This window comes from Halomonas sp. McH1-25 (genome assembly GCF_022348165.1).
Classification (GTDB): Bacteria; Pseudomonadota; Gammaproteobacteria; order Pseudomonadales; family Halomonadaceae; genus Modicisalibacter.
On sequence record NZ_JAKRFI010000007.1, the window covers coordinates 1 to 25,485 of the forward strand.

At 60.3% G+C, this 25,485-nt stretch carries 27 protein-coding genes, 4 tRNA genes and 2 rRNA genes; all 33 read left to right on the plus strand.

The window, feature by feature from the left end:
* Positions 1–94 (plus strand): 23S ribosomal RNA (locus tag MHM84_RS16195); the annotation flags it as partial.
* Between the two features lie 142 nt (positions 95–236).
* Positions 237–352: ribosomal RNA gene (rrf, locus tag MHM84_RS16200) — 5S ribosomal RNA — on the plus strand.
* Positions 353–511: 159 nt separating this feature from the next.
* Complete coding sequence (locus tag MHM84_RS16205; RefSeq protein ID WP_239267397.1) at positions 512–1,492, plus strand: biotin--[acetyl-CoA-carboxylase] ligase; 981 nt, start codon at positions 512–514, stop codon at positions 1,490–1,492.
* Positions 1,489–2,328 (plus strand): type III pantothenate kinase, encoded by an 840-nt coding sequence (locus MHM84_RS16210; RefSeq protein WP_239267398.1) that lies wholly within the window; start codon positions 1,489–1,491, stop codon positions 2,326–2,328. Before MHM84_RS16205 ends, MHM84_RS16210 begins: the two co-directional genes overlap by 4 nt.
* Positions 2,329–2,429: 101 nt before the next feature.
* Positions 2,430–2,513: transfer RNA gene (locus tag MHM84_RS16215), tRNA-Tyr, on the plus strand.
* 45 nt (positions 2,514–2,558) lie between these two features.
* A tRNA-Gly gene (locus tag MHM84_RS16220) sits at positions 2,559–2,632 on the plus strand.
* A gap of 8 nt (positions 2,633–2,640) precedes the next feature.
* A tRNA-Thr gene (locus tag MHM84_RS16225) sits at positions 2,641–2,715 on the plus strand.
* A 136-nt stretch (positions 2,716–2,851) separates the two neighbouring features.
* Positions 2,852–2,927: transfer RNA gene (locus tag MHM84_RS16230), tRNA-Trp, on the plus strand.
* A 72-nt stretch (positions 2,928–2,999) separates the two neighbouring features.
* A complete protein-coding gene (gene secE / locus MHM84_RS16235; RefSeq protein WP_239267399.1) occupies positions 3,000–3,368 on the plus strand; it encodes a preprotein translocase subunit SecE in 369 nt (122 codons plus the stop codon).
* Positions 3,369–3,376: 8 nt separating this feature from the next.
* Positions 3,377–3,910, plus strand: coding sequence for a transcription termination/antitermination protein NusG (gene nusG, locus MHM84_RS16240; RefSeq protein ID WP_239267400.1), 534 nt, complete (start codon positions 3,377–3,379; stop codon positions 3,908–3,910).
* Positions 3,911–4,009: 99 nt separating this feature from the next.
* A complete protein-coding gene (gene rplK, locus MHM84_RS16245) occupies positions 4,010–4,441 on the plus strand; it encodes a 50S ribosomal protein L11 (protein ID WP_126485264.1) in 432 nt (143 codons plus the stop codon).
* Between the two features lie 2 nt (positions 4,442–4,443).
* On the plus strand, positions 4,444–5,136 hold the full coding sequence (rplA, locus tag MHM84_RS16250; RefSeq protein ID WP_239267401.1) for a 50S ribosomal protein L1: 693 nt from the start codon (positions 4,444–4,446) through the stop codon (positions 5,134–5,136).
* A gap of 253 nt (positions 5,137–5,389) precedes the next feature.
* Positions 5,390–5,893 carry a 50S ribosomal protein L10 gene (rplJ, locus tag MHM84_RS16255; RefSeq protein WP_239267402.1) on the plus strand — a complete coding sequence of 168 codons (504 nt, stop codon included), beginning with the start codon at positions 5,390–5,392 and terminating at the stop codon, positions 5,891–5,893.
* 91 nt (positions 5,894–5,984) lie between these two features.
* Positions 5,985–6,359 carry a 50S ribosomal protein L7/L12 gene (rplL, locus tag MHM84_RS16260; protein ID WP_239267403.1) on the plus strand — a complete coding sequence of 125 codons (375 nt, stop codon included), beginning with the start codon at positions 5,985–5,987 and terminating at the stop codon, positions 6,357–6,359.
* A 244-nt stretch (positions 6,360–6,603) separates the two neighbouring features.
* Complete coding sequence (rpoB, locus tag MHM84_RS16265) at positions 6,604–10,680, plus strand: DNA-directed RNA polymerase subunit beta (protein WP_239267404.1); 4,077 nt, start codon at positions 6,604–6,606, stop codon at positions 10,678–10,680.
* An 83-nt stretch (positions 10,681–10,763) separates the two neighbouring features.
* Positions 10,764–14,981 (plus strand): DNA-directed RNA polymerase subunit beta', encoded by a 4,218-nt coding sequence (gene rpoC / locus MHM84_RS16270; RefSeq protein WP_239267405.1) that lies wholly within the window; start codon positions 10,764–10,766, stop codon positions 14,979–14,981.
* Positions 14,982–15,142: 161 nt separating this feature from the next.
* A complete protein-coding gene (gene rpsL / locus MHM84_RS16275) occupies positions 15,143–15,517 on the plus strand; it encodes a 30S ribosomal protein S12 (protein WP_026300677.1) in 375 nt (124 codons plus the stop codon).
* A gap of 119 nt (positions 15,518–15,636) precedes the next feature.
* Positions 15,637–16,107 (plus strand): 30S ribosomal protein S7, encoded by a 471-nt coding sequence (gene rpsG, locus MHM84_RS16280; RefSeq protein ID WP_019020546.1) that lies wholly within the window; start codon positions 15,637–15,639, stop codon positions 16,105–16,107.
* An 18-nt stretch (positions 16,108–16,125) separates the two neighbouring features.
* On the plus strand, positions 16,126–18,246 hold the full coding sequence (gene fusA, locus MHM84_RS16285) for an elongation factor G (RefSeq protein WP_239267406.1): 2,121 nt from the start codon (positions 16,126–16,128) through the stop codon (positions 18,244–18,246).
* Between the two features lie 29 nt (positions 18,247–18,275).
* Positions 18,276–19,469 carry an elongation factor Tu gene (tuf, locus tag MHM84_RS16290; protein ID WP_239267407.1) on the plus strand — a complete coding sequence of 398 codons (1,194 nt, stop codon included), beginning with the start codon at positions 18,276–18,278 and terminating at the stop codon, positions 19,467–19,469.
* Between the two features lie 151 nt (positions 19,470–19,620).
* Positions 19,621–19,932, plus strand: coding sequence for a 30S ribosomal protein S10 (rpsJ, locus tag MHM84_RS16295; RefSeq protein WP_011505728.1), 312 nt, complete (start codon positions 19,621–19,623; stop codon positions 19,930–19,932).
* A gap of 141 nt (positions 19,933–20,073) precedes the next feature.
* Positions 20,074–20,712 carry a 50S ribosomal protein L3 gene (gene rplC, locus MHM84_RS16300; RefSeq protein WP_239267408.1) on the plus strand — a complete coding sequence of 213 codons (639 nt, stop codon included), beginning with the start codon at positions 20,074–20,076 and terminating at the stop codon, positions 20,710–20,712.
* A gap of 13 nt (positions 20,713–20,725) precedes the next feature.
* Entirely contained in the window at positions 20,726–21,331 is a 606-nt protein-coding gene (gene rplD / locus MHM84_RS16305) for a 50S ribosomal protein L4 (RefSeq protein ID WP_239267409.1), read from the plus strand.
* A complete protein-coding gene (rplW, locus tag MHM84_RS16310; RefSeq protein WP_239267410.1) occupies positions 21,328–21,624 on the plus strand; it encodes a 50S ribosomal protein L23 in 297 nt (98 codons plus the stop codon). The genes rplD and rplW overlap by 4 nt, the downstream gene beginning before the upstream one ends.
* A gap of 17 nt (positions 21,625–21,641) precedes the next feature.
* Positions 21,642–22,469: a 50S ribosomal protein L2 gene (rplB, locus tag MHM84_RS16315; protein WP_239267411.1), complete on the plus strand. Its 828-nt coding sequence runs from the start codon at positions 21,642–21,644 to the stop codon at positions 22,467–22,469.
* A 22-nt stretch (positions 22,470–22,491) separates the two neighbouring features.
* Complete coding sequence (gene rpsS / locus MHM84_RS16320) at positions 22,492–22,767, plus strand: 30S ribosomal protein S19 (protein WP_019020539.1); 276 nt, start codon at positions 22,492–22,494, stop codon at positions 22,765–22,767.
* Positions 22,768–22,785: 18 nt separating this feature from the next.
* A complete protein-coding gene (rplV, locus tag MHM84_RS16325) occupies positions 22,786–23,118 on the plus strand; it encodes a 50S ribosomal protein L22 (protein WP_019020538.1) in 333 nt (110 codons plus the stop codon).
* 11 nt (positions 23,119–23,129) lie between these two features.
* Positions 23,130–23,831, plus strand: coding sequence for a 30S ribosomal protein S3 (gene rpsC / locus MHM84_RS16330; RefSeq protein ID WP_019020537.1), 702 nt, complete (start codon positions 23,130–23,132; stop codon positions 23,829–23,831).
* Between the two features lie 15 nt (positions 23,832–23,846).
* Positions 23,847–24,260 carry a 50S ribosomal protein L16 gene (rplP, locus tag MHM84_RS16335; protein ID WP_019020536.1) on the plus strand — a complete coding sequence of 138 codons (414 nt, stop codon included), beginning with the start codon at positions 23,847–23,849 and terminating at the stop codon, positions 24,258–24,260.
* On the plus strand, positions 24,260–24,451 hold the full coding sequence (rpmC, locus tag MHM84_RS16340; RefSeq protein WP_019020535.1) for a 50S ribosomal protein L29: 192 nt from the start codon (positions 24,260–24,262) through the stop codon (positions 24,449–24,451). Before rplP ends, rpmC begins: the two co-directional genes overlap by 1 nt.
* 1 nt (position 24,452) lies before the next feature.
* Positions 24,453–24,713 (plus strand): 30S ribosomal protein S17, encoded by a 261-nt coding sequence (gene rpsQ / locus MHM84_RS16345; protein WP_026300676.1) that lies wholly within the window; start codon positions 24,453–24,455, stop codon positions 24,711–24,713.
* A gap of 54 nt (positions 24,714–24,767) precedes the next feature.
* Positions 24,768–25,139: a 50S ribosomal protein L14 gene (gene rplN / locus MHM84_RS16350; protein WP_239267412.1), complete on the plus strand. Its 372-nt coding sequence runs from the start codon at positions 24,768–24,770 to the stop codon at positions 25,137–25,139.
* A 14-nt stretch (positions 25,140–25,153) separates the two neighbouring features.
* Positions 25,154–25,471: a 50S ribosomal protein L24 gene (rplX, locus tag MHM84_RS16355; protein ID WP_134017581.1), complete on the plus strand. Its 318-nt coding sequence runs from the start codon at positions 25,154–25,156 to the stop codon at positions 25,469–25,471.
* The last annotated feature ends 14 nt before the right edge of the window (positions 25,472–25,485 follow it).

Below are 25,485 nucleotides of genomic sequence, written 5' to 3' on the forward strand. Positions count from 1 at the left end.
GGACCCTCGAAGACGACGAGGTCGATAGGCGGGATGTGGACGCGCAGCAATGCGTTGAGCTAACCCGTACTAATGGTCCGTGAGGCTTGACCATATAACACCCAAGGGGCCTTGCCAGGCCCGGGTGGCGGTCGCCACGACACACGGATACGCGAGTCGTATCGCTGTCAGCTTGATCACGTTGTAAAGCGCACCAGGTACTTGGGTGCTGCCCCTGGCAGCACGCCACGGTTACGCCTGACGACCATAGCGAGCGGGTCCCACCTGACCCCATGCCGAACTCAGCAGTGAAACCGCTCAGCGCCGATGGTAGTGTGGGGTCTCCCCATGCGAGAGTAGGTCATCGTCAGGCATCTTTTCGAAAACCCCAGCCAACCGGCTGGGGTTTTTTCGTTTGCGCATCGGGAAAATGGCCGCAGCAAAATCCTGCGATTGACCCACTTTGGTCGCTATCGTTCCCGCCGGGTAGGCGCTTCCGCTAGAATGACGGTTTTTCGACGGGACGGAAGACATGACGATCGGTGAGTTGATCCGTCTGCTTAGCGATGGCGGTTACCATTCTGGGGAACAGTTGGGAGAACGCCTCGGTGTGACCCGGACAGCCGTCTGGAAACAGCTCAAGAAGCTCGAGGCCCTGGATATACCGCTGGAGGCGGTCAAAGGCCGGGGGTACCGGCTGACTTCGCCCATGGAGCTTCTCGACGGACCGGCCATCATCGCTGCCTTGTCGCGGGAGTCGCGTCGTCACCTCGTCAGGTTGTTCGTCGAAGAGTCCCTGCCATCTTCCAATCTATTCCTGCGTGATCGCTTCCTGCACGGAGCGGGGCATGCCGAAGTGTGCCTGGCGGAGAGCCAGACGGCAGGCAGGGGCAGGCGCGGACGCCAGTGGATGAGTCCATGGGGGCGTAGCCTGCTGTTTTCTATCGGCTGGCGGTTCCAGGGTGGGGCGTCGGTACTCGAAGGCCTGAGTCTGGCGGTTGGCGTGGTAATCGCTGAGATCCTGGAGAAGCACGGTCTCGAGGTCGCGCTGAAGTGGCCGAACGATGTCTTGCTAGTAACCGAGCGTGGCCATGGCAAACTGGCCGGAATCCTGCTGGAGCTCAGCGGTGATGCCGAGGGGCCCTGTGAAGTGGTGATCGGCATCGGCCTCAATGTCGTGTTACCCGAGTCGCTACGTACAGGCGTCGATCAACCCATCGCTGCCGTTGCCGATCAGGCCGAAGGGGTGTCTCGCAACGTTTTGGCGGCTGAATTGATTGAGGCGCTGCTCGACTTGCTCTCTGGATTCGAGCAAACCGGCTTCGAGCCGTGGCGGGAAGCCTGGAATCGACGCAATGCCTATGCAGGGCGGGATGTCGACATCATTCAAGGGTCACGGCGCTATGTGGCTATTGCCGATGGGGTCGATGCGGCGGGCAATCTGATCGTCAGGCGCGATGGCGAGGTGCAGCGCCTCGTGGGAGGAGAAATCAGCGTGCGTGGGCGTCCATGATCCTCGATCTCGACATTGGTAATACGCTGTCCAAGTGGCGCCTCAAAGACATTTCCAGCAGCGAAATCCGTTCGCGAGGGGCTGTATGGACACGGGAGGAGTGGCGTCCTGGCGCAGACATTCCCGATCTGGATGTAGTTAGTGCGGTGCGTATCTCCAGCGTAGCGCGGCGTGCTGTGCTGGAGGATACCGTAGCGCTGCTGCAGCGCCGGGTGGGGGCGGTGCATGTCGCCCGCTCAGTGCGCGAAGCCTTGGGCGTAACCAGCGGTTACGAGGAGCCGGGGCGCCTCGGGGTCGACCGCTGGATGGGCGCGCTGGCCGGTTACCAGCTGACAGGTGGATGCTGCAGTGTCGACTGTGGCAGTGCCATCACCATCGACTTTGTATTGCCTGGCGGACGGCATCTGGGAGGCTACATCATCCCCGGGCTGCGCTTGATGAAGGAAAGCCTCAAGCTGGGCACGCGCAATGTGGCGATAGATCCCGACAGTGAGGCCGATGAGCTACTGGCTCCCGGCAGGAACACCGTCGAAGCCGTCAATCATGGCATTTACATGGCAGCGGTGAGCGCAGTCAATCGTATCTATGCGGAAGTCTGTGACCGGGAAGGCGTGGCGTTACCGTTGCTGCTTACAGGAGGCGATGCCCGGGTCGTATCGCGAGGGATACGGGTACCACATGCCATCTGGCCGGATATGGTCTATGCCGGGCTTGAAGCGTGTTACCCGCTGACCGCTGCAGAACGTGCCGGCAGAATGGCGGGAGCGCCGCATGTACCTTTGCCGGCACCTCTGGAAAGAATCCGCGCAGGGCTTGCATTCTCGACGCTGCTTTGACACAATGCGCCGCGTCTTGAGGCCTTGGGCCGGCACTGCAAGTGTTGAAGAAACAAGTACTTGACAGATCGCTTCGAGATGATAAAATTTGCCGCCACGTTGGAGGGGTTCCCGAGTGGCCAAAGGGAGCAGACTGTAAATCTGCCGCGAAAGCTTCGAAGGTTCGAATCCTTCCCCCTCCACCAGTTTCGATGTCGCCGCGCTACGCGTCGATAGCAAGAGTAGGGCAGGCGGGCATAGTTCAATGGTAGAACCTCAGCCTTCCAAGCTGATGATGCGGGTTCGATCCCCGCTGCCCGCTCCAGGTTTCAAGCTCATGTAGCTCAGGGGTAGAGCACACCCTTGGTAAGGGTGAGGTCGACGGTTCAAATCCGTCCATGAGCTCCAGTTTCAAGGCGAGCCGCGGCTCGCCTTTTCTTTCTGTAGTGGTGGGTGAGTGAGGGGTTGTCATGACGGGTATTATCCGTTATCATCTTGCCCGCTGTTGCATGGCCGCCTGCAAGAGGCGGTAGGAAAGTGTTCCAGGCCAGTAGCTCAATTGGCAGAGCAGCGGTCTCCAAAACCGCAGGTTGGGGGTTCGATTCCCTCCTGGCCTGCCAGTCTTCCCCAGGCTGGCTTTTTCTCATACAATTCCGTCTTTTCGATTGCCGCGCCTTGAGGAGTCCCACGTCATGAAACATAACGCCGAGGTGCAGGAGTCGCGCCACGACGGGATCAAGTGGGCGGTCGTCGTCATTCTTGTTGCGTTGGCGGTGATCGGTAATGGCTATTTTGCCGATCAGGCTCTGCTTTATCGCGTTCTGGGCGTGGTGGCCTTGTGTGCCGCCGCTGCGGCGGTAGCGCTCACGACTGCCAAGGGACGTAGCCTCGTCGAGCTGGCCCGTAGTGCACGCAAGGAAATTCAGCGTGTCGTCTGGCCGACCCGTCAGGAGACCATCCAGACGACGGCGATCGTGCTGGTGGCCGTGCTGTTGGTCGGTTTGATGCTGTGGTTGATTGACACCGTTCTTGGCTGGGCGATGTCCGGCATCATAGGTTAGGAGAATCCATGTCCAAGCGTTGGTACGTCGTTCACGCCTATTCCGGCTTCGAGAAGCATGTCATGCGCTCGTTGACCGAGCGCGTGAAGCTATATGGCATGGAGGATCAGTTTGGCGAGATCCTGGTGCCGACCGAAGAAGTCGTCGAGATGCGCGACGGCAAGCGCCGCAAGAGCGAGCGCAAGTTCTATCCTGGCTACGTGTTGGTCGAGATGGAAATGAACGATCAGACTTGGCATTTGGTCAATGAAACGCCGCGCGTAATGGGTTTCATCGGCGGTACGCCGGAAAAGCCGGCGCCGATCACCAAGAAGGAAGCCGATGCCATCCTGCGCCGTGTCGAGTCGGGCGTGGACAAGCCGCGCCCCAAGACATTGTTCGAGCCGGGCGAGGTGGTGCGCGTTACCGATGGGCCGTTTGCCGATTTCAACGGTGTCGTCGAAGAAGTCAATTACGAGAAGAGCCGTCTGCAGGTGAGCGTATTGATTTTCGGTCGCGCTACGCCGGTCGAGCTCGAGTTCGCGCAAGTCGAAAAAGATTGATTGCCAGCCTGATAGCAGGCTGGCGAGCTATTCATCGGGCCCGTAGAGGTCCGTTAACCCGGGGAGCCGAAAGGCGCTATTACCCAACTGGAGTGCATTATGGCTAAGAAAGTCCAGGCCTATATCAAGCTGCAGGTTGCAGCTGGCAAGGCCAACCCTAGCCCCCCCGTGGGCCCGGCGCTGGGTCAGCACGGTGTCAATATCATGGAGTTCTGTAAGGCATTCAATGCCGAGACCCAGGATATCGAGCCGGGTCTGCCGACGCCCGTGGTCATTACCGTCTATTCCGACCGCAGCTTCACCTTCGTCACCAAGACGCCGCCGGCGGCCGTCCTGTTGAAGAAGGCTGCTGGTATCAAGTCCGGTTCTGGCGAACCGAACAAGACCAAGGTCGGGACCGTGACCCGCGAGCAGCTGGAAGAGATCGCCAAGACCAAGGAGCCGGATCTGACGGCTGCCGATCTCGATGCCGCCGTGCGTACCATCGCCGGTAGCGCCCGTAGCATGGGCCTCAACGTGGAGGGTCTCTGATCATGGCTAAACTGTCCAAGCGCGCACAGATGATCCGCGAGAAGGTCGATTCCTCCAAGGTCTATAGCATCGAGGAAGCGGTCTCTCTGCTCGGCGAGCTGTCCAAGGTCAAGTTCAAGGAATCCGTGGACGTTGCCATCAATCTCGGTGTCGATCCGCGTAAATCCGATCAAGTGGTACGTGGCGCAACCGTCATGCCCAACGGTACCGGCAAGGACGTGCGTGTTGCCGTCTTTACCCAGGGTGCCAACGCCGATGCCGCCAAGGAAGCCGGTGCCGATATTATCGGCATGGACGACCTGGCCGAGCAGGTGAAAAAGGGTAACCTGGATTTCGACGTCGTCATCGCTTCTCCGGATGCCATGCGTGTCGTCGGTCAGCTGGGCCAGATTCTCGGCCCGCGCGGCCTGATGCCTAACCCGAAAGTGGGCACCGTGACCCCCGACGTCGCTACCGCGGTCAAGAACGCCAAAGCGGGTCAGGTGCGCTTCCGTACCGACAAGAACGGCATCATTCACACCACGCTGGGTAAGGTCGACTTCTCGTCAGACGCGATTCGCGGCAACCTCGATGCGCTGGTCAACGACCTCAAGCGTCTCAAGCCCAGCACCTCAAAGGGTGTGTATTTCAAGAAAATGACCCTGTCCACTACCATGGGGCCGGGTCTCACCGTCGATCACAGCTCATTCGTGTGATCGACGGGAAACTGGCAGTAACTTTGCGGTCCCCGTGCCAAGCGGGCGGGGCACCGTCAAAGACCGCAGGCGTCGCCTGAGGGCGGCTTAATGGCTCGCACCCTGTGTGCATGAAGAGCCGCCTGCGCAGATGGTGTGCCCCGCCAGTACGCTGGTGAGCACCATCAACCCAAGCCTCCCTTGCCGAACGGCAATGGAGAGATGGTAACCACCGGGACATCCTCGGCTGTCCCGGCACGAAGGAGTGAACACTGTGCCACTAGGTCTCGAAGGCAAGAAAGCGATAGTTGCTGAGGTCAGTGAAGCCGCTCAGGCTGCTCTCTCCGTCGTTGTTGCCGATTCTCGCGGTGTGTCTGTCGGTGCAATGACCGATTTGCGCAAGCAGGCTCGCGAGAATGGCGTCCAGATTCGTGTTGTCCGCAACACGCTGGCACGTCGCGCTCTGTCCGGAACTCCCTGGGAGATTCTGGACGAGACCTTCGCTGGTCCGACCCTGCTGGCTTTTTCCTATGAGCACCCGGGCGCTGCTGCGCGCTTGTTCAAGGAATTCGCCAAGGGACAGAAGGACTTCGAAGTCAAAGCGCTGGCCTACGAAGGTGAGTTGATCCCGGCTTCCGATCTCGATCGTCTGGCGACTCTGCCGACGTACGACGAGGCGATTGCCAAGCTGATGTCCGTCATGAAGGAAGCTTCTGCCGGCAAGCTGGTACGTACCCTCGCCGCTCTGCGCGACCAGAAGCAGGAACAAGCCGCATAAGCGTCTTTTCCGGCTCGTCGCCTGACTCGTCAACCCAGTTATCGAGCGCAAACACTCCAGGGCGCGCTCCGCAAAGTTTAGGAAAGCAAACATGGCACTGACCAAAGAAGACATCATCAACGCCGTCGCCGACATGTCCGTGATGGAAGTCGCTGAGCTGATCGAAGCGATGGAAGAGAAGTTCGGCGTTTCTGCCGCTGCCGCTGTCGTGGCTGGCCCGGGTGCCGGTGGCGATGCCGCTGCTGCTGAAGAGCAGACCGAGTTCGACCTGGTTCTGACCGCCGCTGGCGACAAGAAGGTCAACGTCATCAAGGTCGTCCGCGAGATCACCGGTCTCGGCCTGAAGGAAGCCAAGGGTGCCGTCGACGGCGCACCGGCGACCATCAAGGAAGCGATGTCCAAGGACGACGCCGAAGCAGCCAAGAAGAAACTGGAAGAAGCCGGCGCTTCCGTGGAGCTCAAGTAACCCTTGTGCCCCATGGCTTCGCGCGCTGCGTAAGCTTCCACGGCTGGTGGCGGGATGCCCGCTGCCGGCCTTTTTCTGTTGTCACTAGCGTTCTATCGTGAAAGTCATCGCTTGGATAAGACGCTAGACGAATTCCGACGGCGAGCCTCTACCGGGGCTTGCCGTCAGCGCCTGACGGGGATGCCTCGTCGGGTGGCGCCGACCACGCATCGGTCACCCATGGTGAACAAGCTGGGGAATACAGATGGCTTACTCATACACTGAGAAAAAACGCATCCGCAAGGATTTCGGCAAACTGCCCCAAGTGATGGATGTGCCTTACTTGCTGGCCATCCAGCTTGACTCCTACTACGACTTCCTGCAGCAGGACCGGGCGCCGAACTCGCGCCTGGATATCGGCCTGCACGCCGCCTTCAAGTCCGTATTCCCGATCGAGAGCTTCTCCGGCAACGCTGCGCTCGAGTACGTCAGCTATCGCTTCGGCACTCCGGCGTTCGACGTCAAGGAATGCCAGTTGCGTGGCGTCACCTATTCGGCGCCGTTACGGGTCAAGGTTCGTCTGATCATCTACGACAAGGAATCGTCGAACAAGGCTATCAAGGATATCAAGGAGCAGGAAGTCTACATGGGGGAAATCCCCCTGATGACCGAAAACGGCACCTTCGTCGTCAATGGTACCGAGCGTGTCATCGTTTCCCAGCTGCATCGCTCGCCGGGCGTGTTCTTCGACCATGACAAAGGCAAGAGCCACTCCTCGGGCAAGCTGCTGTATTCCGCTCGGGTCATTCCTTACCGCGGCTCCTGGTTGGACTTCGAATTCGATCCGAAGGACAACGTCTTCGTGCGCATCGACCGCCGCCGCAAACTGCCGGCCACGGTGCTGCTGCGCGCACTGGGCATGAGCGCCGAGGAGGTACTCGATACCTTCTTCGACACCAGCACGTTCCATATCGAGAAGTCCGGCTTCTCCGTGGACCTGGTGCCGTCGCGCCTGCGCGGTGAAACCGCCACCTTCGATATCAAGGATGTCGACGGTAGCGTGATCGTCGAGGAAGGCCGACGCATTACCCAAAAACATATCCGGCAGATGGAAAAGTCGGGCCTCGAGCGCCTCGAAGTGCCGATGGATTATCTGTTCGGCAAGACACTGGCCAAGGATCAGGTCGATCCCAATACCGGCGAGCTGATCTGCGAATGCAATAGCGAGATCACTCCCGACCTGCTCGAGAAGCTGGGCCAGGCAGGCATCAAGACGCTCGAGACGTTGTATACCAACGATCTCGATTGCGGTTCGTTCATCTCCGATACCCTGAGGCTGGATACGACGCGCTCCCAGCTCGAGGCGTTGGTCGAGATCTACCGCATGATGCGTCCCGGCGAGCCGCCCACCAAGGAAGCGGCCGAGACGCTGTTCCACAACCTGTTCTTCACCGAAGACCGCTATGACCTCTCCGGTGTCGGTCGCATGAAGTTCAACCGTCGTCTGCGCCGCGATGCCGATACCGGACCGGGCGTCCTCGACAATGCCGATATCCTTGACGTGCTCAAGGAGCTTATCGCCATTCGTAACGGTTTCGGTGACGTCGACGACATCGATCACCTGGGCAACCGCCGCATTCGCTGTGTCGGCGAGATGGCCGAAAACCAGTTCCGTGTCGGCCTGGTGCGTGTCGAACGTGCGGTCAAGGAGCGTCTGTCCATGGCGGAGAGCGAAGGCTTGATGCCGCAGGACCTGATCAATGCCAAGCCGGTGGCGGCAGCGGTCAAGGAGTTCTTCGGTTCCAGCCAGCTGTCCCAGTTCATGGACCAGAACAACCCGCTCTCCGAGGTGACCCACAAGCGTCGTGTCTCGGCACTCGGCCCGGGTGGCCTGACCCGCGAGCGCGCTGGCTTCGAGGTGCGTGACGTTCACGCCACTCACTATGGCCGTCTGTGTCCGATCGAGACGCCGGAAGGCCCGAACATCGGCTTGATCAACTCGCTGGCGACTTACAGTCACACCAACAGCTACGGTTTCCTCGAAACACCGTACCGCAAGGTCGTGGATCGTCAGGTGACCGACGAGGTGGTGCATCTGTCGGCAATCGAGGAGGGCGATTACATCATTGCCCAGGCCTCGGCGACCGTCGACGAAGGCAACAAGCTGATTGATGACCTGGTACAGGTTCGTCACCGTGGCGAGACCACCTTCATGGCGCCTGACAAGGTGACCCTGATGGATGTGTCGCCGCGTCAGGTGGTGTCCGTGGCGGCAGCCCTGATTCCGTTCCTCGAACACGACGACGCCAACCGCGCTCTGATGGGCTCGAATATGCAGCGTCAGGCCGTGCCGACCCTGCGTGCCGACAAGCCGCTCGTCGGTACCGGCATGGAGCGCTTCGTGGCGCGCGATTCCGGTGTGTGTGCCGTGGCGCGTCGTGGCGGAGTGATCGACTCGGTCGACGCCAAGCGTATCGTGGTGCGTATCAATGAGGATGAGATCATCGGCGGCGAAGCCGGCGTCGATATCTATAACCTGACCAAGTACGTACGTTCCAACCAGAACACGTGCATGAATCAGCGGCCCATCGTGCGTCCGGGCGACGTCGTGGCGCGCGGTGACATCCTGGCCGACGGTCCGTCCGTCGACATGGGCGATCTGGCCCTTGGTCAGAACATGCGCATCGCGTTCATGCCTTGGAACGGTTACAACTTCGAGGACTCGATCCTGGTCTCTGAACGTGTGGTGCAGGAAGATCGCTTCACCACCATTCATATCCAGGAACTGACCTGCGTGTCTCGCGACACCAAGCTGGGTGCCGAGGAAATCACCTCCGACATTCCCAACGTCGGCGAGTCTGCGCTGTCCAAGCTGGACGAGGCCGGGGTGGTCTATATCGGTGCCGAAGTCGGTCCTGGCGATATCCTGGTCGGCAAGGTCACGCCCAAGGGCGAAACCCAGCTGACGCCGGAAGAGAAGCTGTTGCGCGCGATCTTCGGCGAAAAGGCATCCGACGTGAAGGATACCTCGCTGCGTGCGCCGACCGGCATGAAGGGTACCGTGATCGACGTACAGGTATTCACCCGTGACGGCGTCGAAAAGGACTCGCGGGCACTGTCCATCGAGCAGATGCAGCTCGACGAAGTGCGCAAGGACTTGCAGGAGACCTACCGCATCGCCGAGGACGCCACCTTCGAGCGTCTCAAGCGCCAGTTGTCCGGCCAGGTAGTCAACGGTGGACCCAAGCTCAAGAAGGGCGACGAGCTCTCCGATGAGTATCTCGAAGAATTGCCGCGTCAGCAGTGGTTCAAGCTGCGCCTGCAGGACGAGGCGCTCAACGAGCTACTGGCCCAGGCCGACGAGCAGCTCGAGAATCGCCGCAAGGAGATGGACGAGCGTTTCGAGGACAAGAAGCGCAAGCTTACCCAGGGCGACGACCTGGCGCCGGGCGTGCTCAAGATCGTCAAGGTGTATCTGGCGGTCAAGCGTCGTATCCAGCCGGGTGACAAGATGGCCGGGCGCCACGGTAACAAGGGCGTCATCTCGGCGATCATGCCGATCGAGGACATGCCGTTCGACGATCAGGGCGAGCCGGTCGACGTGGTCCTCAACCCGCTGGGCGTACCGTCACGCATGAACGTCGGGCAGATCCTCGAGACCCACCTGGGCATGGCGGCTCGTGGCCTTGGCGTGAAAATCGACGCCATGTTGCGTGACGCCCGCGAACAGCAGGTTGCCGAGATCCGCGAGTTCCTGGGCAAGGTCTACAACACGGCGGGGACTCGCCAGGAGGACATCGCCTCGTTGAGTGACGAGGAAGTGATCGCCCTGGCCAAGAACCTGCGCGGTGGCGTACCCATGGCTTCGCCGGTCTTCGACGGCGCCAAGGAGCAGGAGATCAAGGGCTTGCTGACGTTGGCCGATCTGCCCGAGTCGGGCCAGATGGATCTCTACGATGGCCGTACCGGCGAGAAGTTCGACCGCCCGGTCACTGTAGGTTACATGTACATGCTCAAGCTCAACCACCTGGTGGACGACAAGATGCACGCACGTTCCACCGGCTCCTACTCGCTGGTCACTCAGCAGCCGCTGGGCGGCAAGGCGCAGTTCGGTGGACAGCGCTTCGGTGAGATGGAGGTGTGGGCGCTCGAGGCGTATGGCGCAGCCTACACGCTCCAGGAGATGCTCACCGTCAAGTCCGACGACGTGGAAGGGCGTACCCGCATGTACAAGAACATCGTCGACGGCGATCACTCCATGCAGGCAGGCATGCCGGAGTCCTTCAACGTACTGGTGAAGGAAATCCGCTCGCTGGGCATCGATATCGAGCTGGAAGGCTAAACGCCGGACGCTGAAGAATGATGGTCCGCGGGACCCGGAAACTCGGGTCCCGCTCATGACAACTCCGCAACGGAGCCGACCCCATGAAAGATTTGGTGAAAGTCCTCAAATCGCAGGCACAGTCCGAAGAGTTCGACGCGATCAAGATTACCCTCGCGTCGCCGGACATGATCCGCTCCTGGTCCTATGGTGAGGTCAAGAAGCCGGAAACCATTAACTATCGTACCTTCAAGCCCGAGCGTGACGGCCTGTTCTGCGCCAAGATCTTCGGGCCGGTGAAGGACTACGAGTGCCTGTGCGGCAAGTACAAGCGCATGAAGCACCGCGGCATCATCTGCGAGAAGTGCGGCGTCGAAGTCACCAAAGCGGCGGTTCGTCGCGAGCGCATGGGCCATATCGAACTGGCCTCGCCGGTGGCGCACATCTGGTTCTTGAAATCGCTGCCGTCGCGTATCGGCATGTTCCTGGACATGACCCTGCGCGATATCGAGCGTGTGCTCTATTTCGAAAGCTTCGTGGTCATCGATCCGGGCATGACGACGCTCGAGCGTGGTCAACTGCTCAACGACGAACAGTACTTCGAGGCGCTCGAAGAGTTCGGCGACGATTTCGATGCGCGCATGGGCGCCGAGGCGATCCAGGCGCTGCTCAAGGACATCGAGCTGGGCGAGGAGATCGAGCGTCTGCGCGAGGAAATTCCGCAGACCAACTCCGAGACCAAGATCAAGAAGCTTTCCAAGCGCCTGAAGCTGCTGGAAGCCTTCTACAATTCCGGCAATGCGCCGGCGTGGATGGTCATGGAAGTGCTGCCGGTGCTGCCACCGGATCTGCGTCCTCTGGTCCCGCTCGACGGTGGCCGCTTCGCGACCTCGGATCTCAACGATCTGTATCGCCGCGTCATCAACCGTAACAACCGCCTCAAGCGGTTGCTCGATCTCAATGCGCCCGACATCATCGTGCGCAACGAGAAGCGGATGCTGCAGGAATCGGTCGATGCGCTGCTCGACAACGGCCGTCGCGGCCGGGCCATTACTGGTTCGAACAAGCGTCCGCTGAAGTCGCTGGCCGACATGATCAAGGGTAAGCAGGGGCGTTTCCGTCAGAACCTGCTGGGTAAGCGTGTCGACTATTCCGGTCGTTCGGTCATCACCGTGGGCCCGACCCTGCGTCTGCACCAGTGCGGTCTGCCCAAGAAGATGGCGCTCGAGCTGTTCAAGCCGTTCATCTATTCCAAGCTGCAGTCGCAGGGGTACGCCTCGACGATCAAGGCGGCCAAGAAGATGGTCGAGCGCGAACTTCCGGAAGTCTGGGATATCCTCGCCGATGTCATCCGCGAGCACCCGGTATTGCTCAACCGTGCACCGACCCTGCACCGTTTGGGCATCCAGGCCTTCGAGCCGATGCTCATCGAGGGTAAGGCGATCCAGCTGCATCCGCTGGTGTGTGCCGCCTACAATGCCGACTTCGACGGTGACCAGATGGCCGTTCACGTGCCCTTGACGCTGGAAGCCCAGCTCGAGGCGCGTGCGCTGATGATGGCGACCAACAACGTGCTGTCGCCGGCCAATGGCGAGCCGATCATCGTGCCGTCGCAGGACGTCGTCCTGGGACTGTACTACATGACCCGTGAGCGCATCGGTGCCAAGGGTGAAGGGATGGTGTTCGCCAACCTCAATGAGGTCGAGCGTGCCTTCGGTACCCAGAGCGTGTCGCTGCATGCCCGCGTCAAGGTCCGCCTGACCGAGTATCTGGCCGAAGAAGAGGATGGCGAGCTGGTCGAGAAGCGGTCCATCTTCGACACCACGGTCGGTCGTGCCATGCTGTTCCGCATCCTGCCGAAGGGCGTGCCGTTCGAGCTGGTCGACCAGCCGATGAAGAAAAAGGCGATCTCGCGTCTGATCAATGAGGTCTATCGCCGCAGCGGGCTCAAGGATGCGGTGATCTTTGCCGACCAGCTGATGTATACCGGCTTCCGTCTGGCGACCTGGTCCGGCGCTTCCATCGGCGTCAACGACTTCGTCATTCCCGACGAGAAGAAGGCGATCGTCGATGCGGCCGAGGACGAGGTCAAGGAGATCGAGGACCAGTTCTCTTCCGGTCTCGTGACCGCAGGCGAGAAGTACAACAAGGTCATCGACATCTGGTCCAAGGCCAACGACAAGGTGGCCAAGGCGATGATGGCGGGCATCTCCAAGGAGACCGTCGTTAACCGTCAGGGCGAAGAGGTCGAGCAGGACTCGTTCAACAGCGTGTTCATCATGGCCGATTCCGGGGCGCGTGGTAGTGCGGCCCAGATTCGCCAGCTGGCAGGTATGCGTGGCCTGATGGCCAAGCCGGATGGCTCGATCATCGAGACGCCGATCGTGGCCAACTTCCGTGAAGGTCTGAACGTACTCCAGTACTTCATCTCCACACACGGTGCACGTAAGGGCCTGGCGGATACGGCGCTCAAGACCGCCAACTCCGGTTACCTGACACGTCGTCTGGTCGACGTGGCGCAGGATCTGGTCATTACCCAGCCCGACTGTGGTACCGAAGAAGGCCTGACCCTGCATCCGGTCATCGAGGGCGGCGACATCATCGTCTCCCTGGCGCAGCGTGTGCTGGGGCGTGTGGTGGCGCAGGACGTCATCGATCCGGCGAGCGAAGAAGTGCTGATTCCGCGCGGCACGCTGCTCGACGAAGCGTGGTGCGAGCAGCTCGACACCATGGGTGTCGACGAGATCGTGGTACGCAGCACCATCGCCTGCGAAACGCCGCACGGGGTGTGTTCCGCGTGCTACGGGCGCGATCTGGCACGTGGGCATCAGGTCAACACCGGCGAAGCGGTGGGTGTCATCGCCGCTCAGTCGATCGGTGAGCCGGGTACCCAGCTGACCATGCGTACGTTCCACATCGGTGGGGCGGCCTCGCGGGCATCCGCGGTGGATAGCGTACAGGTCAAGCACGGTGGCAGGGTGCGCCTGCACAACATCAAGCACGTCGAGCGTGCCGACGGCAAGCTGGTGGTGGTATCACGCTCCAGTGCCCTGGCAGTCGCCGACGAGCATGGTCGTGAGCGCGAGTACTACAAGCTGCCCTATGGCGCCGAGCTGTCGGTCAAGGACGGCGATCACGTCGATGCCGGCCAGGCCGTGGCCAAGTGGGATCCGCACACTCACCCGGTCGTCGCCGAGGTGCAGGGCAAGGCGCAGTTCATCGACATGGACGAAGGCATCACCATCCACCGCAGCGTGGATGAGATGACCGGCCTGTCGTCCATCGAAGTGATCGAGGCGGCCTCGCGGCCGGCGGCAGGTCGCGACAAGCGTCCGATGATCATGCTCACCGACGAAGCGGGCGAGTACGTCACGCTGCCGGGCTCCAACACGCCGGTGCAGTATCTGTTGCCCGGGCGTGCCATCGTCTCTGCGGAGAACGGCGCCCAGATCGGTGTCGGTGAAGTCATTGCACGTATTCCGGTCGAGGCGTCGAGCAACAAGGACATCACCGGGGGTCTGCCGCGTGTCGCCGATCTGTTCGAGGCGCGCAAACCGAAGGAGCCGGCGATTCTGGCGGAAATCAGCGGTGTGGTCAGCTTCGGCAAGGAGACCAAGGGCAAGCGCCGTCTGACGATTACCCCGGAATCCGGCGATCCGTTCGAGCTGCTGATTCCCAAGTGGCGTCAGATCGCGGTGTTCGAGGGCGAGAGCGTCGAGAAGGGCGAGGTGATCTCCGACGGGCCGAGCAACCCGCACGATATTCTGCGGCTGTTGGGCGTGGCGGAGTTGGCCAAGTACATCACCACCGAGATCCAGGAGGTCTATCGCCTCCAGGGTGTGGGCATCAACGACAAGCACATCGAAGTCATCGTGCGTCAGATGCTGCGTAAGGTGGAGATCACCGACTCCGGCGATTCCAGCTTCATTCCGGGGGATCAGGTCGAGTTGGTGCGCGTGCTCGAGGAAAATTCACGTCTGGCCGAGCAGGACAAGTTCCCGGCCAAGTACGAGCGCGTCCTGTTGGGTATCACCAAGGCGTCGCTGGCGACCGAATCGTTCATCTCTGCGGCCTCCTTCCAGGAGACGACCCGCGTGCTGACCGAAGCGGCGGTCACCGGCAAGCGCGATTACCTGCGCGGCCTGAAGGAAAACGTGGTGGTGGGACGTCTGATCCCGGCCGGTACCGGCCTGACCCACCATGCGGAGCGTCGTCGCAAGCGCGAGGAAGCCGAGCGCACGCTCCATCCGTCGGCATACGATGTCGAGGCGGAACTGGGCGCCCAGCTCACTGCCCTCGATGCGGATGACGACGAATTGTAAGGCGAGCCGTTCGCGTGTCCTGGCCGGTCCTTCCTGGGGGCCGGCCTTGACGTCGCTTGCGACCAGACATTAGAATGCGCAGCCTTTAATAGTGGGGCGGGTGCGCCCCTATGCGTTATATGACGCAGAAGCAAGGCAACCATTGGAGTCAGCTACAGACTATGGCAACGATCAATCAGCTCGTGCGCAAGCCGCGCAAGCGCCCGGTCGCCAAGAGCGATGTGCCGGCGCTGCAGGCCTGTCCGCAGCGTCGCGGGGTTTGTACCCGCGTCTATACCACTACCCCGAAGAAGCCGAACTCCGCACTGCGTAAGGTGTGCCGCGTTCGTCTGACCAACGGGTATGAAGTCACTTCCTACATCGGCGGTGAAGGCCACAACCTGCAGGAACACTCCGTGGTCCTGATTCGTGGCGGCCGTGTCAAGGACTTGCCGGGTGTGCGTTATCACACCGTTCGCGGCGCCCTCGACACCTCCGGTGTACAGAACCGTAAGCAGGGCCGTTCCAAGTACGGTACCAAGCGTCCCAAGGCCTGATGCCGGACGCCGTTTACTCCTACGTCACAATGGTCAGATAAGAGTAAGGTCGAGTGTCGCTCGCATGGCGGGCGGGAATCTCGGGTTTACCTGAAGGACCCTTCAACCGAGGGCTTATCATGCCTAGAAGAAGAGTTGCTGCTAAGCGCGAGATACTTCCGGATCCGAAATTCGGAAGCGAGCGCCTGGCGAAGTTCATGAACCACCTGATGATCAGCGGCAAGAAGTCTGTAGCCGAGCGCATCGTTTACGGCGCGCTCGACCGGGTTGCCGAACGTGGAAAAGACGAGCCGCTGGACATCTTTGACAAGGCGCTGGAAGCCATCCAGCCGATGGTCGAGGTCAAATCCCGCCGTGTCGGTGGTGCGACCTACCAGGTGCCCGTGGAAGTACGTCCGTCGCGTCGCCAGGCGCTGGCCATGCGCTGGCTGGTCGATGCTGCCCGTAACCGTGGTGAGAAAACCATGGTGCAGCGTCTGGCTGGCGAAATGCTGGACGCCTCCGAAGGCAAGGGCGCTGCTGTGAAGAAGCGTGAAGACGTGCATCGCATGGCAGAAGCCAACAAGGCCTTCTCACACTACCGCTTCTAACCAACGGGGAATTCCATCGTGGCACGCAAGACTCCGCTTAAGCGTTACCGCAATATCGGTATCGTTGCTCACGTCGACGCCGGGAAGACCACCACTACCGAGCGTGTCCTGTTCTATACCGGCCTGTCTCACAAGGTTGGCGAGGTTCATGAAGGCGCAGCCACCATGGACTGGATGGAGCAGGAGCAAGAGCGTGGTATCACTATCACCTCGGCGGCGACTACCTGCTTCTGGCAGGGCATGAGCAAGCAGTTCGACGAGCATCGTATCAACATCATCGATACGCCCGGGCACGTCGACTTCACCATTGAGGTCGAGCGTTCGCTGCGTGTCCTCGACGGCGCCGTGGTCGTGCTGTGTGGTTCTTCCGGTGTGCAGCCGCAGACGGAAACCGTCTGGCGCCAGGCCAACAAGTACGAAGTTCCGCGCATGGTGTTCGTCAACAAGATGGACCGCGCCGGTGCCGACTTCTTCATGGTCGTCGATCAGCTCAAGCAGCGCCTGGGCGCCAACGCCGTGCCGATCCAGATCAACTGGGGCGCGGAAGAGGACTTCAAGGGCGTCATCGATCTGATCGAGATGAAGGCCATTCTTTGGGACGAAGATAACTTCGGCATGAACTACGAGCTCGTCGACATTCCGGCCGAGCTGCAGGAAACCGCTGAAAAGTATCGCGAAGAGATGGTCGAGGCGGCAGCCGAGGCGTCCGAAGAGCTCATGGACAAGTACCTCGAAGAGGGTGAGCTCTCCAAGGAAGACATCAAGGCCGGCCTGCGTCGTCGTACCCTAGATAACGAAATCGTTCTGATCACCTGTGGTTCCGCGTTCAAGAACAAGGGCGTGCAGGCAGTGCTGGACGGTGTTATCGAGTACATGCCGTCGCCCACCGAGGTCAAGGCCATCGAGGGTGAGCTGGACGACAAGGATGGCACCATTGCGACGCGTGAGGCCGACGACAGCGCGCCTTTCGCTGCTCTGGCCTTCAAGATCGCCACCGACCCGTTCGTCGGTACCCTGACCTTCATCCGGGTCTATTCCGGGGTGTTGAAGTCCGGCGATAGCGTCTATAACTCTGTCAAGCAGAAGAAAGAGCGCGTCGGCCGTATCGTCCAGATGCATGCCAACTCCCGCGAAGAGATCAAGGAAGTTCTGGCCGGCGACATCGCGGCCTGTATCGGCCTTAAGGATGTCACCACCGGCGATACGCTGTGCGACATCAACGAGAAGATCGTTCTTGAGCGCATGGAGTTCCCGGATCCGGTCATCTCCGTGGCGGTGGAGCCGAAGTCCAAGGCTGACCAGGAGAAGATGGGCGTAGCACTGGGCAAGCTGGCTCAGGAAGATCCGTCTTTCCGCGTCAAGACCGACGAGGAAACCGGACAGACCATCATCTCCGGCATGGGTGAGCTGCACCTCGATATCATCGTCGACCGCATGCGTCGCGAGTTCAAGGTCGAGGCCAATATCGGCAAGCCGCAGGTGGCCTATCGCGAGACCATTCGCCATTCGGTCGAGCAGGAAGGCAAGTTCGTACGTCAGTCGGGCGGTCGCGGTCAGTACGGTCACGTATACCTGCGCATCGAGCCGCTGACGGCCGAAGACAAGGGCGAGGACGAGGAGATGCACTTCAAGTTCGCGTCCGAGATCGTCGGTGGCGTGGTTCCCAAGGAATACGTGCCGGCCGTCGAGAAAGGGGCCTATGAGCAGCTGCAGAACGGTGTCATCGCGGGTTACCCGATGATTGACGTCAAGGTTACGCTGTTCGACGGTTCCTACCACGACGTGGACTCTAACGAGACCGCGTTCAAGATCGCCTCTTCCATGGCGATCAAGGAAGGTGCTCGCAAGGCCAAGGCAGTCCTGCTTGAGCCGGTGATGAAGGTAGAGGTCGTGACCCCCGAAGATTTCATGGGTGATGTCATGGGCGACCTGAATCGTCGTCGTGGCCTTGTGCAGGGTATGGATGACTCTTCTTCCGGCAAGATCATCCGTGCCACGGTTCCGTTGGCTGAGATGTTCGGTTATGCGACCGATCTGCGTTCTCAGACCCAGGGCCGCGCAAGCTACACTATGGAGTTTGCGAATTACGAAGAGGCGCCGTCCAGCGTCGTCGAAGCCGTCATCAACCAGAACGGTTAACCGTTAGCTAACGTAAAGAGGTTATAGCAGTGGCTAAGGAAAAATTTGAGCGTTCCAAACCGCACGTCAACGTCGGTACCATCGGTCACGTCGACCACGGCAAGACCACGCTGACTGCAGCTCTGACCCGTGTCTCCGCCGAGGTATTCGGTGGTGACTGGCGCGCCTTCGATACCATCGACAACGCTCCGGAAGAGCGTGAGCGTGGTATCACCATCGCGACTGCTCACGTCGAGTACCAGTCCGAGACGCGTCACTACGCCCACGTCGACTGCCCGGGGCACGCTGACTACGTCAAGAACATGATCACCGGTGCTGCCCAGATGGACGGCGCTATTCTGGTCTGTTCTGCCGCTGACGGCCCCATGCCGCAGACTCGCGAGCACATCCTGCTGTCTCGCCAGGTTGGCGTTCCATACATCGTCGTGTTCCTGAACAAGGCCGACATGGTCGATGACGAAGAGCTGCTCGAACTGGTCGAGATGGAAGTTCGCGAACTTCTCGGCGAGTACGACTTCCCGGGTGACGACACGCCGATCATCATCGGTTCTGCACTGATGGCTCTCGAAGGCAAGGATGACAACGGCATGGGTACCACTGCCGTTGCCAACCTGATCAAGGCGCTAGACGAGTACATCCCGGAGCCGGAGCGTGCCATCGACCAGCCGTTCCTGATGCCGATCGAAGACGTGTTCTCCATCTCCGGTCGCGGTACCGTCGTGACCGGCCGTGTCGAGCGCGGTATCGTTCGCACCGGTGACGAAGTCGAGATCGTCGGTCTCAAGGACACCACCAAGACTACCGTTACCGGTGTCGAAATGTTCCGCAAGCTGCTCGACGAAGGTCGTGCTGGCGAGAACATCGGTGCTCTGCTGCGTGGTACCAAGCGTGACGACGTCGAGCGTGGTCAGGTCCTGGCCAAGCCGGGTTCCATTACTCCGCACACCGTCTTCGAATCCGAAGTCTACATCCTGTCCAAGGAGGAAGGTGGTCGTCACACGCCGTTCTTCAAGGGCTATCGTCCGCAGTTCTACTTCCGTACCACCGACGTAACCGGTACCTGTGAGCTGCCGGAAGGCGTCGAGATGGTCATGCCTGGCGACAACGTCCAGATGACCGTCACCCTGATTGCACCGATCGCCATGGAAGACGGCCTGCGCTTCGCTATCCGCGAAGGCGGTCGTACCGTTGGCGCCGGTGTCGTCGCCAAGATCATCCAGTAAGTCCTGGACTTCAGATGATCGAAGGGGGCTCCACAAGGAGCCCCCTTTCTGCGCATGTTTGACTCTGCAAGTCTGCATGCCTATAATGCGCATCCTTTAAATGCGTGGGTAGGCGGCGAAGGCCGTCGACATCCATTGGAGTTTAGGGCTAATGCAGAACCAGAAGATTCGCATTCGGTTGAAAGCCTTCGACCACCGCCTGATCGATCAGTCCGCTCAAGAAATCGTGGATACCGCGAAGCGAACTGGGGCTCAGGTGCGTGGACCGATTCCGCTGCCGACCAATCGTGAGCGTTATACCGTACTGATCTCTCCGCACGTCAATAAAGACGCGCGCGACCAGTACGAAATTCGCACACACAAGCGCGTGCTCGATATCGTCGAGCCGACGGAAAAGACCGTCGATGCGCTGATGAAACTCGACCTCGCTGCTGGCGTGGACGTACAGATCAAGCTCGATTAATCCACACTAGACACTTGCGGCAGGCTGCCTAGAGGCAGCATGGTCGCCACGCCGGGATGGCGTCACACAATGTGCTAGTGGAATGCTCTGGAAAGGGCAGCCATAGCGGGTGATAGCCCCGTACACTATAGGAGACTGAACATGACTATCGGTTTAGTCGGTAAGAAGAGCGGTATGACCCGCATCTTCACCGAAGATGGCGCCTCCGTGCCCGTAACCGTTATCGAGGTTGAGCCTAATCGCGTGACTCGCGTCAAGAACGTCGAAACCGACGGCTATAGCGCGATTCAGGTAACGACCGGCTCCCGCAAGTCCAAGCACCTGAGCAAGGCGGCTGCAGGCCAGTACGCCAAGGCAGGTGTCGAGGCTGGCCGTTCACTGATGGAGTTTCGCCTGTCCGAAGGCGAAGACGCTCCGCAAGTGGGTGGCGAACTCACCGTATCCCTCTTTGAAGCTGGTCAGAAGATCGATGTGACCGGCACCTCCAAGGGTAAGGGTTATCAAGGCGCCGTTAAGCGCTGGAATTTCCGTACCCAGGACATGACCCACGGCAACTCTCTGTCCCACCGTGCGCCTGGCTCCATCGGCCAGTGTCAGACCCCGGGTCGCGTATTCAAGGGCAAGAAGATGGCCGGTCAGATGGGCAATGCCCGTACCACCGTCCAGAGCCTGGAAGTCGTACGCGTCGATGCTGAACGTAACCTGCTGCTCGTCAAGGGCGCTGTTCCCGGTGCACCGGGTAGCGACGTGATCGTTCGCAGTGCCGTGAAAGCTCGCTGAGGGGTAATTACCGATGAATCTGAATCTTGCAGGTGCCGGCGGTACCGTCGAAGTCGCCGACGCAACCTTTGGCAAAGAATTCAATGAGGCGCTGGTTCACCAGGTGGTCACTGCCTATCTGGCGGGTGGTCGTCAGGGTACTCGCGCCCAGAAGACCCGTTCTGAAGTCAGCGGCGGTGGCAAGAAGCCGTGGCGTCAGAAGGGTACCGGCCGTGCCCGCGCCGGTACCATCCGTTCGCCGATCTGGCGCAGCGGTGGTGTGACCTTTGCGGCGCGTCCGCAGGATTACACCCAGAAGGTCAACCGCAAGATGTATCGCGCAGCGATGCGTTCGATCCTCTCGGAGCTGGTTCGCCAGGAGCGCCTGGTGGCCGTCGAGGAGTTCGTCGTTGATGCGCCGAAGACCAAGCAGTTGGTTGCCAAGCTCAAGGAGCTGGGTCTGGAGAAGGTGCTTATCGTCACCGAGGAAGTCGACGAGAAGCTTTATCTGGCCGCACGCAACATTCCCAACGTGGATGTCGTGGATGTCGCCGCTGCCGATCCGGTGAGTCTGGTTGCCTTTGACAAGGTGCTGGTCACCGTCTCCGCTCTGCGCAAATTCGAGGAGAAGTTGGCATGAACCAGGAACGCGTATTCAAGGTTCTGCTCGGCCCGCACATGACCGAGAAGGCCGCATTCGCCGCCGAAAACAACCAGTACGTGTTCAAGGTGGCCCAGGACGCAACCAAGCCCGAGATCAAGAAGGCCGTCGAGGCGCTCTTCGGCAAGAAGGTCGATCGGGTTCAGGTCCTGAACATGAAGGGCAAGACCAAGCGTACCGTGCATGGCACTGGTTTGCGCAAGGGCTACCGCAAAGCCTACGTTAAGCTGGCTGCGGGCGAGACCCTCGAAGACTTCTCTGGCGCCGAATAAGGGCAGGAGTACGGATCATGGCAGTAGTTAAGACCAAACCCACATCCGCCGGTCGTCGCCACGTCGTCAAGATCGTTGGCGAGGAACTGTACAAGGGCCGCGCTTACGCGCCGCTGCTCGAAAAACAGTCCAAGTCTGGTGGCCGTAACAACCACGGTCGCATCACCACCCGCCACGTGGGCGGTGGGCACCGTCAGCACTATCGTCTGGTCGACTTCAAGCGCACCAAGGATGGCGTTCCGGCCATCGTCGAGCGCCTGGAACACGACCCGAACCGCAGTGCACACATTGCCCTGCTGAAGTACATGGACGGCGAGCGCCGCTACATCATCGCGCCCAAGGGCGTGAGCGCTGGCGACAAGCTCGAGTCCGGTGTCAATGCAGCGATCAAGAAGGGCAATTGCCTGCCGCTGCGCAATATCCCGGTGGGCTCCACCGTACACTGCATCGAGCTCAAGCCCGGCAAGGGTGCGCAGATCGCTCGCAGTGCCGGTGCCAGCGCCCAGCTGGTCGCTCGCGAAGGCAACTACGCCACCCTGCGTCTGCGCTCCGGCGAGATGCGCAAGGTACTGGCCGAGTGCCGTGCCACCCTCGGCGAAGTGAGCAACTCAGAGCACAGCCTCCGTCAATTGGGCAAGGCCGGTGCCAAACGCTGGCGCGGTGTGCGTCCGACTGTTCGCGGTGTCGCGATGAACCCGGTGGATCACCCGCACGGTGGCGGTGAAGGCCGTACCAGTGGCGGTCGTCATCCGGTCTCGCCGTGGGGTGTCCCGACCAAGGGCCACAAGACCCGCAAGAACAAGCGCACCGATAAGCTGATCGTTCGTCGCCGCAAGGCCAAGTAACAGACTTTAAGAGGTAACGGCTGTGCCACGTTCACTGAAGAAAGGTCCTTTTATTGACCTTCATCTGCTGAGGAAGGTTGAGACTGCAGTGGAGAAGAACGACCGCAAACCGATCAAGACCTGGTCGCGTCGTTCCATGATCCTGCCCAACATGGTCGGGCTCACCATTGCCGTCCATAACGGTCGCCAACATGTCCCGGTGCATGTCTCCGAGGAAATGGTTGGCCACAAGCTGGGCGAATTCGCTGCTACCCGCACCTACCGCGGCCATGCGGCGGACAAGAAAGCCAAACGGTAAGCCAGAGAGGATTGAGAGATGGAAGTCACAGCTAAGCTGCGTGGCGCTCGTTTATCCGCCCAGAAGGCCCGTTTGGTGGCTGACCAGGTGCGCGGTAAACCGGTCGCCGAGGCGCTCGACCTGCTGGCCTTCTCACCGAAGAAGGCTGCCAAGCTGGTCAAGAAGGTGCTTCAGTCCGCCATTGCTAACGCGGAAGAAAATAACGGCATGGACATTGACGAGCTGCGTGTCTCGACCATCTGCGTCGATGAGGGCATGACGCTCAAGCGCATCCAGCCGCGCGCCAAGGGCCGTGCGGATCGCATTTTGAAGCGCACTTGCCACATCACCGTCAAGGTAGCCGAGAAGTAGGAGTCGACCAGATGGGTCAGAAAGTAAATCCGACAGGCATTCGTCTCGGTATCGTCAAGGACCATACATCGGTCTGGTATGCCGAGCGCGGTGCTTATGCCGACAAGCTGAATAACGATCTCGAAGTGCGTCGCTTCCTGGAGCAGCGTCTCAAAAACGCCTCCGTGAGCCGCATCACTATCGAGCGCCCCGCTAATAATGCGCGTATCACTATCCACACGGCACGTCCGGGGATCGTGATCGGCAAGAAGGGTGAGGACGTCGATCGTCTGCGTCGCGAAGTCACCGAGATGATGGGCGTGCCCGTTCACGTCAACATCGAGGAAGTTCGCAAGCCCGAACTCGACGCAGCGCTCGTCGCTCAGAATATCGCCGGCCAGCTGGAGCGCCGCGTGATGTTCCGCCGCGCCATGAAGCGTGCCGTCCAGAACGCCATGCGTCTGGGTGCCGGCGGCATCAAGGTGCAGCTGTCCGGCCGCCTCGGTGGTGCAGAAATCGCACGTACCGAGTGGTATCGCGAAGGTCGTGTGCCGCTGCACACCCTGCGCGCGGACATCGACTACGCGACCTACGAAGCGCACACCACCTATGGCGTTATCGGCGTCAAAGTGTGGGTCTTCAAGGGTGAAATCCTCGGGGGCATCGAAGAGGTGCGTGCCAAGCAGAAGCAGCCGCAAGGCCAGCCCGCGCCCAAGAAGAAAGGTTCCAAGTAAGGGGAGATGTAGTCGATGTTGCAACCCAAGCGTACTAAATTCCGCAAGATGCAGAAGGGCCGCAACCGTGGCCTGGCGCATCGCGGAAGCAAGGTGAGCTTCGGCGAGTACGGTCTCAAGGCCACGGGTCGCGGTCGTATCACCGCCCGTCAGATCGAAGCCGGCCGTCGTGCCATTACCCGTCACGTCAAGCGTGGCGGCAAGATCTGGATTCGCGTCTTCCCGGACAAGCCGATTACCAACAAGCCGTTGGAAGTCCGTATGGGTAAGGGTAAGGGCTCCGTCGAGTACTGGGTCGCCCAGATTCAGCCGGGCAAGGTGCTCTACGAAATCGAAGGCGTTTCCGAGGAGTTGGCGCGTGAAGCGTTCTCCCTGGCGGCGCAGAAGATGCCCGTATCCACCACCTTTGTGAAACGGACGGTGATGTGATGAAAGCCCAGGAAATTCGTGAAAAGTCAGTCGAAGCGCTGCAGGAGCAGCTTTTCGAGCTCCTCCGCGAGCAGTTCAACCTGCGCATGCAGAAGGCCACCGGCCAACTGAGCCAGACTCATCTGCTCAAGCAGGTACGCCGGGATATCGCCCGCGTGAAGACTGTGCTCAACGAGAAGGCAGGTGACTGAGATGGCCGAAGAGAAGAAAGCCCGTACGCTCACCGGCAAGGTGGTGAGCGACAAGATGGACAAGTCCATCGTCGTAATGATCGAACGCCGCGAGCGTCATCCGATCTATGGCAAGTACGTTAAGCGCTCCACCAAGCTGCACGCCCACGACGAGGCGAACCAGGCGAAGCAGGGCGATACGGTGTCCATCGCGGAATGCCGCCCGCTGTCGAAGAAAAAGGCCTGGACGCTGGTCGAGGTGGTCGAACAGTCCAAGGGCTGAGTTCGAGACACGCCTCAAGAGCCAGTGCAGCCAGATTAGGTTTGGAGAAAACCGATGATTCAGACACAGACAATGCTGGATGTCGCCGACAACAGCGGCGCGCGCCGGGTGCAATGCATCAAGGTGCTGGGCGGTTCTCACCGCCGTTACGCCCGCGTGGGTGACATCATCAAGGTAACGGTGAAGGAAGCCATTCCGCGTGGCAAGGTCAAGAAAGGCCAGGTCATGAAAGCGGTCGTGGTGCGTACGCGCAGCGGTATCCGTCGTCCCGACGGTTCGCTGATTCGCTTCGATGGAAATGCGGCGGTTTTGTTGAACAACACCAACGAACAGCCGATCGGTACCCGTATCTTCGGGCCGGTAACTCGTGAGCTTCGTACCGAGAAGTTCATGAAGATCATTTCCTTGGCGCCTGAAGTGCTGTAAGGAGCGAGGCGGATATGCAAAAGATCAAACGTGACGATGAAGTGATCGTCATTGCCGGCAAGGACAAGGGTAAGCGTGGCACGATCAAGCGCGTCCTCAAGGACGGTCGCTATGTCGTGTCGGGTGTGAACATGATCAAGCGTCACACCAAGCCCAACCCCATGCTGGGCAACCAGGGGGGTATCGTCGAGCGCGAGGCTCCGATTCACGCGTCCAACGTGGCCATCTTCAATGCGGAGACCGGCAAAGCGGATCGCGTCGGCTTCCAGATGTCGGAAGACGGTACCAAGGTACGTATCTACAAGTCGACGCAGAAGCAGATCGACGCCTAACGCGAGTCGGATAG

Coding starts and splice junctions, on each gene's coding strand:
- rplA (WP_239267401.1), top strand. CDS start 4,444: ATGGCTAAACTGTCCAAGCGCGCACAGATGATCCGCGAGAAGGTCGAT.
- rplN (WP_239267412.1), top strand. CDS start 24,768: ATGATTCAGACACAGACAATGCTGGATGTCGCCGACAACAGCGGCGCG.
- secE (WP_239267399.1), top strand. CDS start 3,000: ATGAAACATAACGCCGAGGTGCAGGAGTCGCGCCACGACGGGATCAAG.
- rpsQ (WP_026300676.1), top strand. CDS start 24,453: ATGGCCGAAGAGAAGAAAGCCCGTACGCTCACCGGCAAGGTGGTGAGC.
- rplD (WP_239267409.1), top strand. CDS start 20,726: ATGAATCTGAATCTTGCAGGTGCCGGCGGTACCGTCGAAGTCGCCGAC.
- rpsJ (WP_011505728.1), top strand. CDS start 19,621: ATGCAGAACCAGAAGATTCGCATTCGGTTGAAAGCCTTCGACCACCGC.
- nusG (WP_239267400.1), top strand. CDS start 3,377: ATGTCCAAGCGTTGGTACGTCGTTCACGCCTATTCCGGCTTCGAGAAG.
- rplK (WP_126485264.1), top strand. CDS start 4,010: ATGGCTAAGAAAGTCCAGGCCTATATCAAGCTGCAGGTTGCAGCTGGC.
- rpsG (WP_019020546.1), top strand. CDS start 15,637: ATGCCTAGAAGAAGAGTTGCTGCTAAGCGCGAGATACTTCCGGATCCG.
- rpsL (WP_026300677.1), top strand. CDS start 15,143: ATGGCAACGATCAATCAGCTCGTGCGCAAGCCGCGCAAGCGCCCGGTC.
- rplV (WP_019020538.1), top strand. CDS start 22,786: ATGGAAGTCACAGCTAAGCTGCGTGGCGCTCGTTTATCCGCCCAGAAG.
- rpoC (WP_239267405.1), top strand. CDS start 10,764: ATGAAAGATTTGGTGAAAGTCCTCAAATCGCAGGCACAGTCCGAAGAG.
- rplB (WP_239267411.1), top strand. CDS start 21,642: ATGGCAGTAGTTAAGACCAAACCCACATCCGCCGGTCGTCGCCACGTC.
- rplP (WP_019020536.1), top strand. CDS start 23,847: ATGTTGCAACCCAAGCGTACTAAATTCCGCAAGATGCAGAAGGGCCGC.
- rplL (WP_239267403.1), top strand. CDS start 5,985: ATGGCACTGACCAAAGAAGACATCATCAACGCCGTCGCCGACATGTCC.
- rpsC (WP_019020537.1), top strand. CDS start 23,130: ATGGGTCAGAAAGTAAATCCGACAGGCATTCGTCTCGGTATCGTCAAG.
- MHM84_RS16205 (WP_239267397.1), top strand. CDS start 512: ATGACGATCGGTGAGTTGATCCGTCTGCTTAGCGATGGCGGTTACCAT.
- MHM84_RS16210 (WP_239267398.1), top strand. CDS start 1,489: ATGATCCTCGATCTCGACATTGGTAATACGCTGTCCAAGTGGCGCCTC.
- rplW (WP_239267410.1), top strand. CDS start 21,328: ATGAACCAGGAACGCGTATTCAAGGTTCTGCTCGGCCCGCACATGACC.
- rpmC (WP_019020535.1), top strand. CDS start 24,260: ATGAAAGCCCAGGAAATTCGTGAAAAGTCAGTCGAAGCGCTGCAGGAG.
- rplX (WP_134017581.1), top strand. CDS start 25,154: ATGCAAAAGATCAAACGTGACGATGAAGTGATCGTCATTGCCGGCAAG.
- rpoB (WP_239267404.1), top strand. CDS start 6,604: ATGGCTTACTCATACACTGAGAAAAAACGCATCCGCAAGGATTTCGGC.
- rplC (WP_239267408.1), top strand. CDS start 20,074: ATGACTATCGGTTTAGTCGGTAAGAAGAGCGGTATGACCCGCATCTTC.